Here is a 17,756-nt window from a genome sequence, read left to right as displayed (position 1 = left end):
CTCGCTTGCGCTCTCGCTGCCCCTCCGGTGGTCGCTCTCACCCCCCGGAGCTGTCACCGCTGCCGGGGTCGCCTCCGCCCTCCGGATCACCCTCACCTGCGGAGTCGTCCTCCGGTTCGGTGAGCGTCAGCACGGCGGTGCCGGGCGGCTCGGGGGCCCAGCCCTCCGGCAGTGTCGCGGTTGCCTGCAGCTGGTACTCGCCCGCAGTCCAGGTGGAGGTGTCGATCGTGATCTGTCCGGTACCAGCGGTCAGGTGCACGGTGTCCAGCTCCGTCCAGCTGCCCTCGCCCGGACCCTGCCAGCTCAGCGTGGCTGTGCCGCTCGGCGGGTGCATGGTCGTGTCGTCCTCCGCAGACACTGTGACCGTGGCGGTCACCTCAGCTCCGATGACGGCTTCCGTTGACGAAAGGTCCAACGTGGTCGTCGTCGCGATCTCGGGGGCGACCAGGCTCACCCGGGCGAGCTCGCTGGCGACGCCGCCGTCGATGGCGACCGGGTCGATCGTCGCCTCCCAGTCGGAATCCTCCTCGATCGCGGCCTCCAGGTTCCAGCCGACGGCGGGCAGATAGATCACGGTGTCTCCGGCTCCGGTGATCAGTGTGGTGGTGACCGTCTCGCCGTCAGTACCGTCAGGACTCGCGGTGACCGTGACGCGCGAGGGTGGGGTCAGCGGCCCGGTGACCGGGGCGACCTGCAGCCGCAGCTCGGTCTCGGCGATGTCCATCGTGGCCGTGACAGCGCCATCACCCCCGTCGCCGCCAGCTACCTCGATGTCGCCGCTGGTATGGGTGCCGTAGTGGCCGGCCGGGCCGGCCACGGTGGCCGTCCACGTGCCTACCGGCACCTGCTGGAAGGTGACGGCGTAGGTGTGGTCGCCGCTGCGGGTCACCGGCTGCGGGCCGAAGGTGAGCTCCTCGCCCTCGCCCTCGACCGTGCCGGTGAGGGTCACCAGGGCACCGGTCAGGTCGGTCTCGTTGGTCGAGTTCAGCGTGAGCTGGACGGGCCGGGTGATCAGCGGGATCGTCAGGTCCAGGGCAAGGCTCTGCCCGGCGAGCACGCTGACGGTTCTGACGGGCGTCACATCAGTCGCGTCGGTCCCGGAACCCTCCTGAACCACGACCTGATGGACACCGGCATTGATGTCATCGGCCAGGTAGGTGCCGTCAGCGCTGACGCTGACGCGCCGGTCGTCGACGCCATCGCTCCTCAGCATCACCGACAACCCCTCCTGCGCTCCGTCGACCGGCCGGGTGGAGCCGTCGGGCAGGGTGCGCAGGACCTGCCCCTGGATTGAGCCCGTGGGAGCGGTGATCGGGACCTGGAGCTGCTGCGGCTGGCCGGCCTCCAGCGTGACGGGCGTGCTCACCGGCAGGTAGCCGGACCCGCTCACGAAGAGGGTGTAGCTGGTCGGCAGCAGATCATCGAAGTGGAAGGTGCCATCCGCGGTGTCACAACCGGTGGTTCCCTCCTGGCACGGGGTGACCGACCGGAAGCCGTTGGGGGTGGAGAGCATGAGCACGACGTCGAGCGACTCCTCCACCGGGTTCGTGCCGTTGGTGACGGCCACGAACAGGCTCGCAGGGTCGGGCTCCAGACCGAGCGTGACCGTGGTGATGGGTTCGCCACCCTGCTGCTGGACGCCGTCGTCGAGCACGACCTGAGCGTCGGCGTCCGCGTGGTGCTCAGCCTCGGCCGACACGTTCCATTCCCCGTCGACCAGTCCTTCCAGCTCGACGGTGCCCGTCACAGCGAAGCCGCCGTCCTCGGCGGAGGAGGTCGTGAACTCTGGATCGTCAGCGTCACCGGGGGTGATGGTGACGTCGGCTCCGGGGAGGTCCTGAGTCCAGCCATCTTCGAGCACGGTGACGATCTCACCGGTGATCGTGCCCAGTCGATCGACGTCGACCGTGATGGGGTCCGTGCGCCCGGGCTCGACGGTGATCTCGCGGGCGAAGAGGTGCTCGTAGCCGGCGATCCTGACGTCCACCTCGTAGTCACCGGCTGGCAGGGTGCCGAAGTCGACCACGCGCTGGCTCGGTCCTGCGGTGCGCTCGAGTTCGAGATCGCCGTCCGGGTCGCGCAACGTCATCACCGCACCAGGGACCTGCGCTCCGGTGTCCTCGTCTGCCGCCACCACCCGGACCCGTGCATCCTCCAGCAGCTCCCACGTCGGCTCCGGAGGCGGCCCGGTGATGGTCAACGGCACGTCGAACTCCTCCGTCGAGGAGGCGTATCCGTCCAGAGTGGCGCGGATCGTGTAGCTGCCTGGGCGGATCTGACCCGATTCCGGGGCGTCCGTGTCGGAGAAGGTGATGCTGCCCTCCGGTCCGGCCTGTAGCGAGAGGTCTCCTACTCCGGGTGGGGCCTGCAGCACCTCGAAGCGCGTACCCTCGACCACGCCGTCGGCGTCCGGGGCGAGGGTGACCGAACCGGTGAACTCCTGCGCCTGCGGGGTGAGGATCACGCGATCCAGCGAACTGAGCGGTGCATTGCTCAGCGTCACAGGGTCGAATCCGGCGGCATGGATGTGGATCGTCCAGGGGTCCTCGAGCACCGGGACCGTGTGCTCGCACCCGGCGTCGGGATCGGCACAGATCACCGCGTTGCCGTCGTTGTCGGTTTCCACGTACCACGTGCCCGGGATCGCCACACCGTTCCAGTAGGACGCCACCCCGGTGATCATGATGCTGGCGTCGGCCACGGGCAGTTCGGTTGCTGGCTCGAGCTGGTACCTCACTGAGGCATTCACCATGCTCTCGTTCGAGGCGAGGACGAGCTGGATCTGGACCTCCTGGTTCAGGCCGATGGTCACCTCGGCACTCGCGACCACCTCACCTCCTTGGTCCTCCGATGCGGCGATGGTGTAGTTGCCGGGCGCCAGGCCGGTGAGCTGGACGAAGCCTTCCTCAGGGACCTGCTCCTCGGCGACCACCTCCGCCCCGCTCTCTCCGTCCCGTACTGCGCGAATCCATGCGCCCTCGGCCCGGTCTCGGGAGGAACCGTCCGAGCGGGACGCCGTCACGGAGACGATGCCGAGCCGTTCGAGGAGGATGTCGTGCCGCTGAACCTCCCCGGCGATCAGCGTGACCAACTCCGGATCCGGCACCAGGTAGTCATCGGAGAGCCCGGTCACCGAGACCTCGTAGCGCCCCGCCGCGAGCCGGTCCATGCGGTAGGTGCCGTCAGTGACCAGGGTGCACCGCGAGGCGGTGGTCGCGCACTCGGCCTCGGCTGGGTCGCAGGGGTTCTCGATCGTCCCGGATTCGTCCACCGAGCGCGCAACCACGCATACCCCGTCGGGCAGGAGGCCCGTCCGAGCCTGCACCGATCCGGTCAGGGAGGGTGACGGGATCAGGGCCACGGTCTCGGCCTGGACCTCGGTGGCCATCGGGACCGTCACCTCCACCTCGCCCGGCTCGTATCCCGGGGCCGTGATCGTGACGACGTATCGACCCGGAAGCAGGCCCGTCACCGTGTCGCTGTCCGGTGGCAGCGTGTACTCGGCGTCGGGCGCCACCGTCGTGGAGAGCAGGTGGCTCCGGCCGTCGATGTCGGTCACCCTCACCTCGGCCGTGATCTGACACGCCTCGCCATCCGCCAGCACCGGGCAGGTGATCCTGTCGCCGGTGGTGAAGTCGGTGACCCGGCCGGTGATCGAGGAGGTCGCGACGAGACCGTCACCGACCAGGGTGGGCAGTGTCAGGTCGACCTCGACCGACCCACCCGGCCGAACGATGACCTCGGCGTAGCCGGTCTCGTGCCCGAATGACTCGGCAGAGAGCACGTAGGTGCCGGCATCGACACCGGCGAACCGGAATGTGCCCGAACCGTCGGAGGCTGACATCGTCTTGTAGACCGCGGCCGTGTCCGAGCCATGGGTCAGTGTCAGCCCCGCTGCGGTGATCCCGGCGCCGGTCTCGTCGGTCACCACCCCCTGGACGATGCCGCCAGAGGAGGTCATCGGGATCGTCCACCCACCCACGCCGTCGGCGGTCAGTCGCACCTCTCGCGTGACGGTGGTGTACCCCTCCCCGGAGATCGTCACGGTGTAGGTGGCCCCGACCGGCAGTCTCGGCAGCAGGAACGCTCCTGCGCCCTCCCCCGTCAGGGTCGTGGCGGTCCGGGTGGTGGTGCCGTCGGTCGCGGTCACGGTGATGCCGCCCAGTCCGCTGCTCTGGCCGAGGCTGTTCAGCCCAGTGACACGTCCGCTGACCGAAGCGACCCCGGCGTCGAGCGTGAGGTCGGCGGTCCGTGCGCCAGATGCCGGCAACGCGATGAGTTCTGCCTCGGTCCCCAGATCGGGCGAGGATGCCTCGACCAGGTAGGTGCTGGGCGTCACGAGGCCTTCGACCTGCCAGCTGCCGACGGTGCCCGTGGTGGCTGACCGGGTCGTGATGGTCGTGGTGCCGTCGGTCAGGGTGATCTCGGCCCCGCCGACCGGGCCGCCCGGTCCCCGCACGGTTCCGGACATCGAACCGTCGCCCGCCTGCAGGTCGGTCTCCAGCGGTGTGGCGGCAAGCTCGGCACCGGACATGACCACGCGTTGCGTGCTGTAGCCAGGTTTGGTGATCGTCACCAGGTACCGCGAAGCCGCCGTGAGGCCGGCCAGGGCCCAGGCGCCGTTCCCATCGGCGAATGTGGTGAGTCGCTGCGCCGTTCCCGACGGTGTGATGGGCGCCGCTGGCGCTGCCGGTACCACCATCTTGCCCGGAGCCGCCCCGGGCTGCGGTCCGGCGTCCGTGGTGGCCGCCGAGGGCCACAGGCTGGCGGTCGGAACGATCTCGATGGCGGCGTCGCTAGGTGCCGCGCCGGTGATGACGCCTGAGACCCGCAGGCCCTCGTCGCCGCCGTCGCCCTCGCCATCGTCGTTCGGGCCGCCGTCGGCCGGGTCTGTCCCTTCACCACCGGACGACCCTCCGGAGGAGTCACCCTCGGATGCGCCACCTCCGGAGGATCCCACCCCCGGATCTTCGCCGCCGGCCGTCGCCGCCACCGTGGGGGCCTCGTCGGCGGTGAAACGGTCCGCGACGTAAGGGAGGGCGACGAGCAGCCCGGCCAGCCACACCGCGGCCACGGCAAGGACCGCCGTCACCCGCATGGCGCCGGCACTGAGCAGCGCGCCCGAGGTGAAGCTCGCCTGCGCGTGACGAGGAGCCGCTTGCCCCGTCGCCGTCACCTCGTAGGAGTGGCGCGTGCGGGAACCGGCCAGGCGGATCCTGCGTGGCCCCACCCGTGCCGGCATCCGAATGGTCTCGGCCGGACCCAGGTGCACCCGCGTGGAGTCCAAGTTGACGGTGAGCGCCTGATCGCTGGTGCTGCTCAGACCGACCTCCACCGGTGTGGCACCGGTGTTGCCCACCACCACCTCGACCCGCTTGCGTCGGCGGCCCCGGCTGTCGGCGGGCTCGACCGCCAGCACCAGATCGCTCGCCCCGTCGACGCGGAGGGTGCCCTCGGCGAGAGTGCGTTCACCTGTGCCATCTGTGCCGTCCGTGCTGCCTGTGCTGTGGGTGGCTGTGGTGTCTCTGGCCTCGACGGTCACCAGGAACGGATAGGTGCCTGCGACGGCACCCTCCGTCGGAGTGATCGGAAGATCGACGGTGACGGTCTCATCCGCCGCTGCCCCGACCTGAACGGTCGCCGGCAGCCAGGCGTCGTCGAGTCCGATGATGCCCACGCGCAGATGCCGGGAACCGGGTGCGATATTGCGAGCATGGACCTGCACGGTCGCCACCCCGGAGGCTGGCGCGTGCGCGCCGGGAACGATCGAGACTGTGGGCGCCTGTGGCCCGCTACGGCGTGCCTGGCTCATGAGGTACCTCCGCCGGACTCGGTGGTGCCGCTGATGTCGACGGTGCGGTCTTCGCTGGCCTCGAGCGTGAACGGGGGCGAGGTGCCGACGACGCTGCCGGTGGACGTGCGCGCCTCCACGACGTAATGCTCCGGTGCCGCGACGTCCTCGATCACGAAGCGTCCGGCACTATCGGTCCTGGTCTGAGCCACCGGCGGGGCGGAGGTCCCGTATTCGTTGGCCCGGAAGAGCATGACGCTGCCGTCCACGACCGGTCCGGCACTGGTGCTCACCGTGCCCCCGATGCGGGCGGGCGCCACGAGCACCGGATCGAGCGTGCGGTGCTGAGCGGCATCCAGCTCGATGATCTCGGAGGTGGTCCGCGTGCCGCTGCGGGCGAAGGTCACGGTGTAGGTGCCGGGCGGAAGATTCTCGATCCGGTACCGTCCGACGTCGGCTGCCGGCACCGACGCTGTCGTGACTACCCGGTCGGCGGCGCCTGAGCTCACCGTGACGACGACGTTGCCCACCGGCTGCGCCGCTGCACCGCCCCGTGTCTGCCGCACCAGCCCGGACAGGCTGGCCGTGGCCGACCGCATCGCGACATCGATCGAGGTGGCGCTGGCCTGGGAGGTCACCACCCCGAACTCGTCGACACTGACCGAGAGCACACGCGATTCCAAGCCCTGGCGGGCGAAGGTCACGGTGTAGTCACCAGGCAGCGGGACGCCCGCCAGCTCCCACGCGCCCGTCGGTGCCGTGGACCGGGACACGGTCTGCAGAGTCGTCGCGCCGTCGGAGACCGTGACGAGGACCCCGCCTGCCCCCTCGCCCTCCAGCGTCACCGTGCCGGCGAGCGTGCCATGGTCGGGCCCCAGCACGACGTCCACACCCGTGAACTGCTGACCTGCCGTGAGCGTCACGGTCAATGACGCCGGCGCGTAGCCCGTGGCGGAGACCTCGATCGCGTACGTGCCTGGCGTCGGTAGCTCACGCAGAACGAAGCCTCCGGTCTCCCCTTCGGTCAGGCTCACGGTCTCGACCCGCGTCTGGCCCGAGGTCGCGACGACCGTGGCACCGCTGATCGGTCCGTCCGGTCCTTCGATGGCGCCGGTGATCGAGCCATCACCCAGCGTCAGACTGAGAGCGATGTCGTCACGGCGTTCACCGGCCGCGAGGTCGATGCGCTGGACGGAGGTCGCAAATCCCGGTTTGCTCACGACCAGGTCGTAGACCGCAGGGGAGGGGAGGTCGGCGACCTCGAATGTGCCGTCCTCGCTGATCGGGACGCTGCGCACCAGGGCGCCGCCGCCGGTGCCGTCGGCCGGAGGCTCATCGGCGGCCGGCTCGACCTCACCCTCCAACGGTTCCTCGTCCAGCGGCAGCTCCACCCGCAACGACGCACCGCTGACATCCTCGCCGTTGACTGTTCCAGCGACCTGCGCCGGAACGCCACCGACGATCACCAGGAGATCTTCGATCGAACCACCCTCGGCCAGGGTGAGCGGGGTCGCATCGGCAGCCGTCCCCGCCGTCGGGTACCAGACCTCGGCGAAGCCGGCGCCTCGGACCCGCAGCAGGAAGTCGCCGGCCGGCAGCTGGGTCAGGCTGAACTGCCCCTCGTCGTCGGTGGCGGTGGACAACAACGGGGTGCTGGCGTCCTCTGCCGGGAACAGCTCGACCGACACCCCGGGTGCCGTGGCTCCCGTGCTGATCTCCACGACGGAACCGGTGACCTCGGCCCGGCCCGCCTCGGGTTCCTGCTCACGCGCCTGAGCGACCTGCAGTGCGAGGTCACGGTCGGCGGCTGACTGTGCCGCGATCGAACTGAGTGCGATCGTGATCACCGTCGCGAACACGGTGATGGCCGCGATCAAACCGATGAGGCCGAGGGCTGCCCGGGAGAGCCGGGGCCGTTGCACGAACATGCCCGCGGCAGCCGGAACGTGGTCGGCGTCGGGCAGCCCCGGACCGCTGGCCCGCACAGTGAACGGGCGTAGCGCCGCATCTCCCAGGAACGGCCGCCGCGCCTTCGCCCTCAGGTCCACCGTGGTACTGGTTCCGGGTCCCAGCCTCACCTCGCTGGGATGGAAGTCGAAGGTGGTGCGGTCCTCCGGGTCGAGCGCTTCCAGCCGGAGTAACTGCACCGTGTTGCCCTCGTTCGAGACGGTGCAGCTGTACCCGGCCGACCGGCCTGCGGTGACGGTCGCAGGGTCGAGATCGATCCGTGCGTGCGGCGCGGGGGCGACCTCGACCACCGCCTCCTCCACGCAGATGCGGGAGGGGTCACCCAGGTCGGTGACCTGGATGGCGACCGCCCGGTCGCCCGCGGGAGAGCGGTCGGGCAAACGCAAGGTGAGCTGCGCCGTCGTGGATTCGCCGGGGAACAGGCGTGGTTCCGGTTCGTCGCAGGTGACCCACTCCGGGTCCACTCCGAGAGCGCGTAGCGAATACCCGCCGATGACCTCGCTGGTGTTGGTGATCGTGACCAGGAACTCGCTGGGCATCCCGGGGACCGCCGTCACGCGCCGCGGTGTGATGTCGACGTGCATCTCAGCTGCCCTCCGGCAGCGGAAGGTCCTGGACGGCCGACGCTCCCTGCTCCACGTCCACGATCGCCGTGGTCACCGCCACCTGGTCGCGGACCAGGGAGACGGTGTAGCTGCCCGGTGGCAGATCGGGCAGGAGGTAGGAGCCTCTACCTGCGCTGCCGCTGGCGGTCGATGTGGTGCGATACACGTGCGATCCGTCGGTGGCCTCCACGTGCACACCGGCGACGCCCCCGTCGGAGTCGGTCACCTGCCCCTGGATCGTTCCGTACAGCTCGGCGAGGGTGACCTCGATGCCCGACGGCGGAGCTTGCGTCATGTCGACCGGCGTGGAGGCAGAGACGTAGCCTTCCCGGGCGAACGTCAAGGTCACCGTGGCCCTGCCCTGCACCCCTGGCAGGACGAACGCGCCGACGTCGCCTGCGGTGAGCGTGGTGGTCGAGGCACCGCCCGCGCTGACTTCCACGCCACCCACGCCCCGGCCGGACTCGTCGACGACGTGACCGGTGATCGTTCCGGCGCCCCCGGAGAGAGCGACGTTCACCCCGGTGTTCGACTCACCGGCACCGAGGTCGACGACGACGCTCTCGGTGCCGTAGCCGTCCTTGCTGACGGTCAGCACATAGGTTCCTGGGGTCGGGAGGCCGGCAATCACGAACGAGCCGACTTGGCCGATCGTGGGAGTGCCGACGACGATCTCCTCACCGTCGAGGGTGGTCGACACGTCCACGCCCCCGAGTCCTGCATTGCCATCGGTGCCACCTGTGCCGTCGGTGACCGTGCCGGCGATCGTTCCCGCGCCGGTGCCGAGGGCGACGTCGAGCGCGAGCCGTTCCTGCCCGCCCAGGACCGTCTCGGTGATGCTCGTGGGCTGGTAGCCGTCCGCGGTGAAGGTCAGGTCGTAGGTTCCGGGTGCGACGAGGCCGGTGAGTTCGTACCGGCCCTCGCCATCGGTCTGGACCTCGACGGGTGGGAGATCCTCCGCCGCCCAGGTGGGTGTCGCCGTCACCGTGACCTCGATGTCGTCGACGTCGCCCGTGCTGACACTCCCGGCGATCGAGGCCGGATCGCCGGTCACCACGAGGTCGACCCCGTCGGTCACCTCCTGCGCGGAAGCTTGGACCGGTGTCGCGGTTGATTCCTCGGTGCTGGAGGGATGCCACGCGGTCTCGTACCCGGGTGAGGAGACGCGCACCAGGTACTCACCCGGGAAGAGGCCGGACAAGGTGTAGGTGCCGTCGGACTGGCTGGCAGCCGAGGAGACCAGGACCAACCCGTCGGCTGACTCCCGGAGTGCTTCGACGTTGAGGCGACCGACCCCCGCGGGGTCGTCGGCGCCGTGCACTGTTCCGGTGATCGTGGCACCGACGCCGACCGGTAGGAGACCGTCCTTGTTGACGGCGCCAGCAGGCGCGGCGCCCGTGGCTGGATCGGCAGCACCTGCACCCTCAGCACTGCCGGTACCGCCGGCAGCGTCAACGCTGCCACCCTCCTCAGGGCTCGCGGCGAAGAACGAGGCGGGTGCGACCCGGGTGGGTGGGTCGGTGCCGAGCACCTCGCGCATGCCCACCAGCATGGCGACCGCCCACGCCGCCAGGATGGCCATCAGCACCAACATCGTGATCACGCCACGGCCGAACACCGGGCGTTGGCGCAATGTGAGCGTGACGTCGGTCGAGGTTCCCTCGGCCTCGGCCACCACGCGGAACGGCCTGTCCTGGTCGGTGCCGAGCAGCTGACGCGGGCCGCGCGCTGTGACGGCTGTGACCGCTGTGCCTGCGATCGGGATGGAGAGCGTGGCGGGGGCGATGGACGTGCGCAGACTCCTGTCCGTATCGATTGCCCGCAACGCCAGGTCGAGGGTGGTGTTGCCGGTGTTCTCCACCGTGACCTCGAAGATCGCCCGGCCGCGGGTGCGCACCAGTGTCGGCCTCGCGGAGATGGACGCCTCCGGCCGGGGCGGCACTGTCACCTCGACGTCGTGGAAGGCCTCGGTGCTGCCAGCGGCGCGCCCCTGGACCACCAAGGTCACGTGGTAACGGCCCGCAGGAAAGGTGTCGGGAAAGGCAAGCTGGACCTCGAGGCGTCCTTCGGCCTCGGGAAAGAGAGTGAGCGCCTCCGGTTCACTGCGTGTGGTGACGCTCGCGGGGAAGCCGAGCGTGCGGACGCTCAGCGTGTCGATGACGTCGCTGGTGTTGACCACATCGAGCGGAATCACGCCGGCCGAGCCCGGGGCGATCTCGGCGCGATCGATGACGCTGGCGATCCTCATGGCGCCCCGGGCCTCGGAAGCACGGCGGGCGCCACCCGGTCGACCACCGGTGCGGCGTCCTGCCAGGGGTAGGCGTCCGCTGCGACGGTGGCGATCAGCACGAACGATGCCTTCAGATTCCCGCCCAGGCCGCCCCAGACGTCACGGGGCCGGTTCTTCTCGTCGTTGGCCACGGCGAGCTGGACGGTGGAGTCCAGGGAGAGGCTCAGATGCTCGGCAGGGATGGTCGGATAGGTCAGTGCCCGGGTGAGCACATCGCTGAGCAGCTCGTGCTCGTCGCGTGCCGAGCCGGCCCATGCGCTCACGAGGAACGACAGTTCGACCATCGGCAACGCGAACCTACGGGCCACCCGACCGGAGGAGTCCCGCCGATCCGGCTGCATCATCGGGGGCTGGGCGGACCGGCCCACCCCGTACAGGAACAGATTCACGGTGAGTCGGTTGACCGTGGCCGACCAGGTGCTGTTCGGGGCCTCGAAGGAGATGTCGCCGTGCTCACGTTCCAGCGGGAGGGCGGCGCGCAGCAGGTTCTCGATGCCGTCCTCGACAGCAGAAATCAGCACCGTTCCTCCCATGCCTCCCGGCCGCAACGCCACGCACGGATCCGCAGCCTCCTCAGGCTAGGAATCCGGGTGCGGGGCAACATCGGTAATTCCTACCCAACTTCACCGTCGGAGCCCCTGCCCGCCCCGGTGCCCGTGCCACAGTGCAGGCCATGGAACAGCAGGTCATGGAACAGCAGTTCACTGAATACAGTGCTGACCTGGAAACCGTGCTGCCATGACGACCCACAGCCTGACTGGTGCTGTCCTGGCAGCGTGGGAGGTCGCCGTCGAGCGCCGTGAACGTGCGGGGGTGTGGGCCGGCACCGCGCCCGCAGAGGGTGATCAGGCAGAGGGTGGTCAGGCACAGGGTGGCCAGGCAGGGGGTGAACGGGCAGGGCGTGGGCTCGCCCGGGCGGCGCTCGCGGCGCTGCTTGCCGACCGTGCGTCGCTGGAGATCCTGGATGCCGGGGTGGGGGAGGTGGCCGAGCGCTTCGGGCTCAGCTTCACCGAGCAGACCGTGCTGACTCTCGCCTGCCTCCCCGAGGCGCACCCCAGTGCGCACCTGCTTGCCGGGCTGCTCTCGGGTGACGACGGCGCAGCTCGCCCGAGCGTCGCGCTCGCCTGGGAGTCGGCCGGCCTGGGAAGTGCCGAACCGGGGGCCCGCCGGCTGCTGGAGCGGGGCGGCCGGCTGCGCCGGTACGCGTTGGTCGGTGTGGAGGGTGACGGGGTGCTGCTGAGCCGCAGGCTGGCGGTGCCTGACCGTGTGGTGTCGCACGTGCTGGGGGCGGCCGTGGTGCCGCAGGAGGTGGAACGGGTGTTGGTGCACGCACCGCCGGTGGACATGGACGGCTCGGGTGACGTGGCGGATGCGCTTGCCGGGGGTGAGTCGCTGGTCTGGGTGAGGGCTGCGCCGGGGGCTGCAGCCGCCTCGCTCGCGGTCGCTGCCTGCCGGCGTCTGGGGGTGGCGTGCGTCGTGGCTGATCTGGAGCGGGCGCCGTCGGGGCGTGAGGCAGGGGTGCCCGAACATGAGGGGACGTCACCGGACCCGGTGCACGTGCGCCACACGCTCGCAGCCCTGACCCTGGAGGCGGGGCTCGAGGGGGCGGTGCTGGTGCTCCTCGGTGCTCAGCACGCCACAGCTCATCTCGACCTGATCGATCGTGCTGCGGTGCCGGTGGTGGCGGTGGCGTCGATCGCGTGGGAACCGCGATGGGCGCAGCTGTTGCCGGCGACGGTGACGGCTACTCGTCTGAGCAGGGGCGAACGTGAGGCGCTCTGGCGGGAGGCGATCGCCGAGGATGTGGTCGGGCCGGAGGTGGTGGCGGCCCGCATCATGCCGGAGGAGATCGAGTTGGTCGCTGAGCGGGCGCGCGCCGACGCCCGGCGGGAGAGTCGCGCGGTGGGGGCCGAGGACGTGCGGCGGGCGGTGCGGATGCTGGCAGCCGGTCATCATGCGTATTCCGGTGGCACCCCGGCCACGTTGGACGATTTGGTGCTGCCCGATCATGTGCGCGTCGAGGTCGAGCGGCTGATTGGGTGGGCGCGCAACCGTGACGAGGTGCTGGGCCTGGGAGATCTGCAGGGCAAGGGCGGCAAGGGCACCGGCATCTGCGCACTGTTCTCCGGAAGCCCGGGAACGGGGAAGACGCTCGCCGCGCACGTGCTGGCCGACGCACTGGGTGCGGATCTGTTCGGGGTGGACCTCTCGAGCGTGGTGGACAAGTACATCGGTGAGACCGAGAAGAACCTGGAGCGGGTGTTCGCGAAGGCGGAGTCGCTCAATGCGGTGCTGTTCTTCGATGAGGCCGACGCGTTGTTCGGAAGCCGCTCGGCCGTGACGGACTCCCGCGACCGCTACGCCAACCAGGAGGTCGCTTACCTGCTGCAGCGGATGGAGGCCTTCGAGGGGATCACGGTGCTGGCCACGAACCTGCGTGGCAACCTCGATCCGGCGTTCGCCCGGCGGCTGCACTTCATGGTGCACTTTCCCGATCCGGATGCGCCCACCCGGCGCCGGTTGTGGGAGCAGCACCTGGCACAGCTGCCGGGAACCGCGGCGGGGGACCCTGTCGATCTGGATCTGCTGGCTGAGTCCCTCGAGATCGCTGGTGGCGACGTGCGCAACATCGTGCTGGCCGCGACCTATGACGCCGTCGCCGAGCAGCGGGAGGTGGGTATGGCGGATCTGCGTCGCGCGGCTGAGCGGGAGATGGCCAAGCTGGGGCGGCGGGTGACGGGGTCGCGGTGGGCCGGATCTCGGTAGTGGCTACTGATGCCGGCGTGCAGGCCGCGGGGAAGACTGGCGCCAGCGAGCGCTGACGGCTCGCGCGCGTTGAGGGAGGGTCGATGACAGACCGGGTCATGTCACGTTCGGCGACCACGGCGGACCCCGGGCACCAGGCCGAGAAGGCTCCGCACGCGGATGCGGCGGCGCCCGCGGCGTCTCCTGCGCCGCTGGCGGGTGTCGGCGCCGGTGGGCTGGTGGTGGGCCACGCCGACGACATCGCCGAAGAGCTGGCGGATCGGCGTGCCGAGACCGCGCTGGCCAGGCTCCGCCGGACCACGGGCGAGGAGGAAGGCGAGCAGGGGCAGGTCGGTGCCGATCATCACCGGCATGGCTCGGGCTGTTCCCACCTGCGGCGGTCAGCCACTCCGGTGGCGGTGCCGGGTGCGGCGGTCGGCCCGGAGGGTGGGCGGCTGGGTGGGCAACTCGCGGGCCGGATCGAGGCGGCCCGTGGTGGTGGTGCTCCGCTTCAGGGTGCCGAGCGCGCCCGGATGGAGAGTGCGTTCGGGCGGTCGCTCGGCCGGGTGCGCATTCACCGGGGGGCGGAGGCGAACCGGCTGGGCGATGCACTCTCGGCCGAGGCGTTCACGGTTGGTCAGGACGTTTTCCTGGGTGCCGGTGCCGGTGCCGGTGCCGGTGCCGGTGCTGAGGACGTGCTCGCTCACGAGATCGCGCACGTGCTCTCCGAGGGAGTGCACGACGGGCAGATCCGCCGACGAGTCAAGATCTTTGGAAAGGGAAAGGGCGACAAGCAGAGCGCAGGTTCGGTGAAGCAGGGCAAGGATCTCGAGAAGAGGCAGAAGGGTCGGCTGAAGGCGAGTGGCCGGCAAGGGGTGAAGGTGCGCAACGAGGGGTGGGAGAAGGTCACCCAGCTCGATGACGAGGCGCCCTTCGACGGCCCCGGGCAGTCGTTCAACGCCAACGGTGTCGGGGCGCTGCACAAGACGGACCGCGGTCAGTACGTGGGCGACCTGAGCAAGGATTTCGAGAGGGTCCGCAAGGATGAGGAACGCTTGTTCGCGACCCTTCGAGGCTTGCCCGGAGTCGACGATGAGCAAGCCGCTCAACAGGCGTACGACGCTACCTGGTTGGCGTTGGAGAACCCCCTCCTCAAGGCCCTGCGGCCCCCTCGGGAGACGGCCGCGGAACGTCTCGTCACTCAGGTCCGCCGCGTCCGGGCCGCGGGTGATGCTACGCAGAGTCAACGCGATGCGCAGAAGACGGCAGACGAGTCAGTGATCACGTCGCGGATGCTTGGCAAGGACGTCGAGCTGGTCTACGAGCGGATGGCCAGGAAGTATCGGGAACTACGGACAGCGGTCCCCCCGGTCACCGAGTTGAAGGCCCGGCCGCAGGCCGCGGCCGAGGTCCGTCGCGACGTAGACGCCAAGGTGATCCAGCGGATGCCCCCTCGGGATGGACCGTTGGACATCGCAGCTTGGCAGATGGCCCTCGACCGGGTGGAGGCCAAGGACCGCCAGTCAAGTCGGGACAGGGAGAAGATCGAGAGTTCGCTGGCCTTGCTGATCAAGCCCACCACGGGGGCCGGCACGCCGCAGGTGACCGCTGGCTCCACGTCCGAGCATGAGAAGTCGAAGAAGGCCAAACTCACCAAGGCCGATGGCGCCGTGGGAAAGGTCGAGTCCGTCGCCGGCAAGATCCAGAAGGGCACCGGTGCGATCGCCACTGTCTCCGGATGGTCCGGCATACGGGCCGATCAAGAGAACCGTGAGGAGACCGACGGCGCTACCCTCGCCTTTGACTCTCGCCAGCTTCCGATGGCCCTGGATCCCCTGGATCCCACGGGCCTGACCTCGCCCAGTGTCGACTTTGCCAATTCGATGAACACGGCGATGAAGGTCTCTCCGTCGGGCGAGATGCCCGCGCTGGCGGACGTATCGACGCAGTCGAAGATCGAATCGGGAATCGGGAGTGTCACGAGCATCTTCACTGGTCTCCTCGAAGCCGCGAAGTCCACCGTGTCGCTGGTCAGCTCCGCCAAGAAGGCATCCGAGACGAAGGATGTTCGCGATCGCCTCGCAGTAGCCAAGTCTGGCGCAGGGGGCGTGAACGGGATCAATTCGGCCGCAAAGAAGTGCGCCGAACTGGCCAAACTGATTGACTCCGACGTCGCAGGCGTGGTGTGGGAGGCGCTGCCCGGTTTCGACCTCGTGAGTTCGGTGATGTCGATGGCTCGTGCCGTAGTGGACGTCGCACTGACGGGGCAGCGGCAGCACGAAACAAATGTCAGCCTGGGACGGGCATGGAAGAATACGGCGACGAACAAGAAGGTGGATGTGAACGTCCACTCGCTGATGCACATCGCACAGGTCTACACGAAGCAGCTCGAGAAGAACTGCTGGGCATTGGGATCCAGTATCGGTGATGCCGTCATCGCGATCACGCAGATCGTCACGGCCGGGGGGTTGGGAATCCCGGCGGCGATCAGCGCCGGCAAGCGCGTGCTCGGCGCTCTCCACGATCTCTGCCACTACATCGCCGACAAGGTGCTGGCCGCCATGGCCGTCCGAGCTCGCAAGGATTCGGAGGTGCTCCACCGCGAAGGTGCTGCCGAGGAGGAGCTGCGACGTGATCCGAAGATGGCGGTCGATGGGCTCATCATCCGGGCCGCCCAGGGCGATAAGGAGGCGGCGGAGTTTCTCAAGAACTACCGGATCAACGGAGTATTAATCTCTGATGAGTACATCCAGCAGATTAAACCGTCGTCGGTCCGGCCGGGAAAGGATCCCAAGGACGGCACCGAGGGAAGCCAGGACATCATTCTTGCGACCATCCGCGACGCCGTGCTCGCCGAGATGGGCACCGACGCCGATCCTACAACGGCGTACAAGGACCTGAAGACCAAGCTCAAGCCGATCACCGGGCTCAAGAAGCGCGGGGCCGGAGTGCTGAAGAAGTGGAACGAGACCCAATCTCTGGCCGAGCGACGCAACGAACTCGCGAGCAAGAAGCAGCTCGGTGAGAACAGCCAGAAGAACCGTGGCTTCTTCTGGCAGGCTCGGATGTTCCTGTCCTCCGCCAAGCGCAAGAAGCTCGCCGCTCGGACTGAGGTCTATGAGAGCGTGATCACCGACGACACCATCGTCTGCGTCGTCGGGGACCGGTGGCTCGCCGAGGACGCCACGGACGACGACCTCAAGACGTGGGAAGCCACCGTGACCCTGGCTGACCTGGAAGCCGAACGTGACCGAGCGCCCAGCCGAAACTCACAGGCGGCCATCCAGTTGATCAAGATCATGATCGCTGAACGCCGGGCACAGCCGGCCCAGAAAGCTGGAGTATGACCAACGCAAGCGGTGCGCCCGAGGAGGGGGCGTCGTCGGGAATCTCTCGTTCCTACGTCCAGCTCGACGCCGTGGAACCGGCGTTCTTGCGCGATGTGGCGATCTCACTCGTGCTCACGGGGCACGACGTTGATCTGGACGTCGACGTGGCGACAGTGGAGGTAGCGTCTGAGGACGCGCGGATGGGTGACCTGTTCGGTGTGGTGCGCTCGCAGGCGCGGTCCGTGAGCTGCTACGCCGTGTACCCCGTTCCGATTCCGGTGGCGCACCGGCAGTCCGCGGTCGAGTTGGCCGTGCGTGCCAGCGATGCCGAGTTCGACGCCACGATCGAGGTCGATCTGGCTGCCGGCAGCATCGCGGTCCGGACCTCGGTGACTGTGGGTGAGGTGGAGATTCCGACAGGCGCGTTGGGTGGGTTACTCGGACTCGCGTTCGCCACGGCTGAGCAGCAACTGGTGCGGTACTGGCCCGCGATCGAGGCGGTGCTCTCCGGGTCTGCTAGCGCCTCGGACGCCATGGCGATGGTTCGCGAGAACGATCGGCTGGAGCTGGAGGCGGAGCGGGCGGAGCTCGACCGGATCCTCGAGGCCCGCCGGTCTGACTCCTGAATCAGCCGGTCTGACTCCTGAGAGTGCCGGCGTTGACGACCTGGATCATGCCGCCGTAGGCGCAGGTGCACATCGCGCCCTGGGTGAGGCCGGGGGTGCCGCCGATGAGGGTCCGGGTGGCTCCGTTCTGCCACGCCGGCGTCGCCATCACGGGGAGGCAGGGGGCCGGGGTGAGCACGCCGAGTGCGGCTGTGGTGGCTGCGGCGACGGCGGGATTGGCCAGCGACGTGCACATCCCGAACGGCGGGATGTTCATGACCGGGATGGTGTCGCGGATGGTCGCTGCCGGCTTGCCCTCGATCAGGACCGTGGGGGCGCTGGTCGCGTTCAAGGTCGACGGCGCGGCACCGAAGGTGCACGTCATGGTGGCGGTGGTGGTCGCGGCGGGCCGTGGCATGGCAC

The 17,756-nt window shown here is 69.2% G+C and carries 8 protein-coding genes; 3 read left to right on the top strand and 5 right to left on the bottom strand.

Translation table 11 applies throughout. The features are described 5' to 3' along the window. Window positions 1-37: 37 nt before the first annotated feature. The 4 genes from IM660_RS17430 to IM660_RS17415 are packed head-to-tail and all read right to left on the bottom strand — an operon-like array spanning window position 38 to window position 11,175. A complete protein-coding gene (locus tag IM660_RS17430; protein WP_193497039.1) occupies window positions 38-5,812 on the bottom strand; it encodes a carboxypeptidase regulatory-like domain-containing protein in 5,775 nt (1,924 codons plus the stop codon). Then, on the bottom strand, window positions 5,809-8,343 hold the full coding sequence (locus tag IM660_RS17425; protein ID WP_193497038.1) for a carboxypeptidase-like regulatory domain-containing protein: 2,535 nt from the start codon (window positions 8,341-8,343) through the stop codon (window positions 5,809-5,811). The genes IM660_RS17430 and IM660_RS17425 overlap by 4 nt, the downstream gene beginning before the upstream one ends. A gap of 1 nt (window position 8,344) precedes the next feature. Beyond that, window positions 8,345-10,612, bottom strand: a complete 2,268-nt coding sequence (locus IM660_RS17420) for a carboxypeptidase-like regulatory domain-containing protein (RefSeq protein WP_193497037.1) — start codon at window positions 10,610-10,612, stop codon at window positions 8,345-8,347. Continuing rightward, window positions 10,609-11,175, bottom strand: a complete 567-nt coding sequence (locus IM660_RS17415; protein WP_193497036.1) for a Pvc16 family protein — start codon at window positions 11,173-11,175, stop codon at window positions 10,609-10,611. Before IM660_RS17415 ends, IM660_RS17420 begins: the two co-directional genes overlap by 4 nt. A gap of 217 nt (window positions 11,176-11,392) precedes the next feature. Here IM660_RS17415 and IM660_RS19965 point away from each other — a divergent pair, with 217 nt between their 5' ends. From IM660_RS19965 to IM660_RS17400, 3 genes are all read left to right on the top strand, one after another. After that, entirely contained in the window at window positions 11,393-13,420 is a 2,028-nt protein-coding gene (locus tag IM660_RS19965) for an ATP-binding protein (protein ID WP_193497035.1), read from the top strand. 83 nt (window positions 13,421-13,503) lie between these two features. Then, window positions 13,504-16,746, top strand: coding sequence for an eCIS core domain-containing protein (locus IM660_RS17405; protein ID WP_193497034.1), 3,243 nt, complete (start codon window positions 13,504-13,506; stop codon window positions 16,744-16,746). Next, window positions 16,743-17,354 carry a hypothetical protein gene (locus IM660_RS17400; RefSeq protein ID WP_193497033.1) on the top strand — a complete coding sequence of 204 codons (612 nt, stop codon included), beginning with the start codon at window positions 16,743-16,745 and terminating at the stop codon, window positions 17,352-17,354. The genes IM660_RS17405 and IM660_RS17400 overlap by 4 nt, the downstream gene beginning before the upstream one ends. 1 nt (window position 17,355) lies before the next feature. Here the strand turns inward: IM660_RS17400 and IM660_RS17395 are convergent, their stop codons facing one another. Further along, window positions 17,356-17,751: a DUF4280 domain-containing protein gene (locus tag IM660_RS17395; RefSeq protein WP_193497032.1), complete on the bottom strand. Its 396-nt coding sequence runs from the start codon at window positions 17,749-17,751 to the stop codon at window positions 17,356-17,358. Between the last annotated feature and the right edge of the window lie 5 nt (window positions 17,752-17,756).

It is taken from the genome of Ruania alkalisoli (assembly GCF_014960965.1).
GTDB lineage: Bacteria > Actinomycetota > Actinomycetes > Actinomycetales > Beutenbergiaceae > Ruania > Ruania alkalisoli.
Note: the sequence above shows the minus strand (reverse complement) of the source record. Positions and strands in the feature narration are given on the sequence as shown.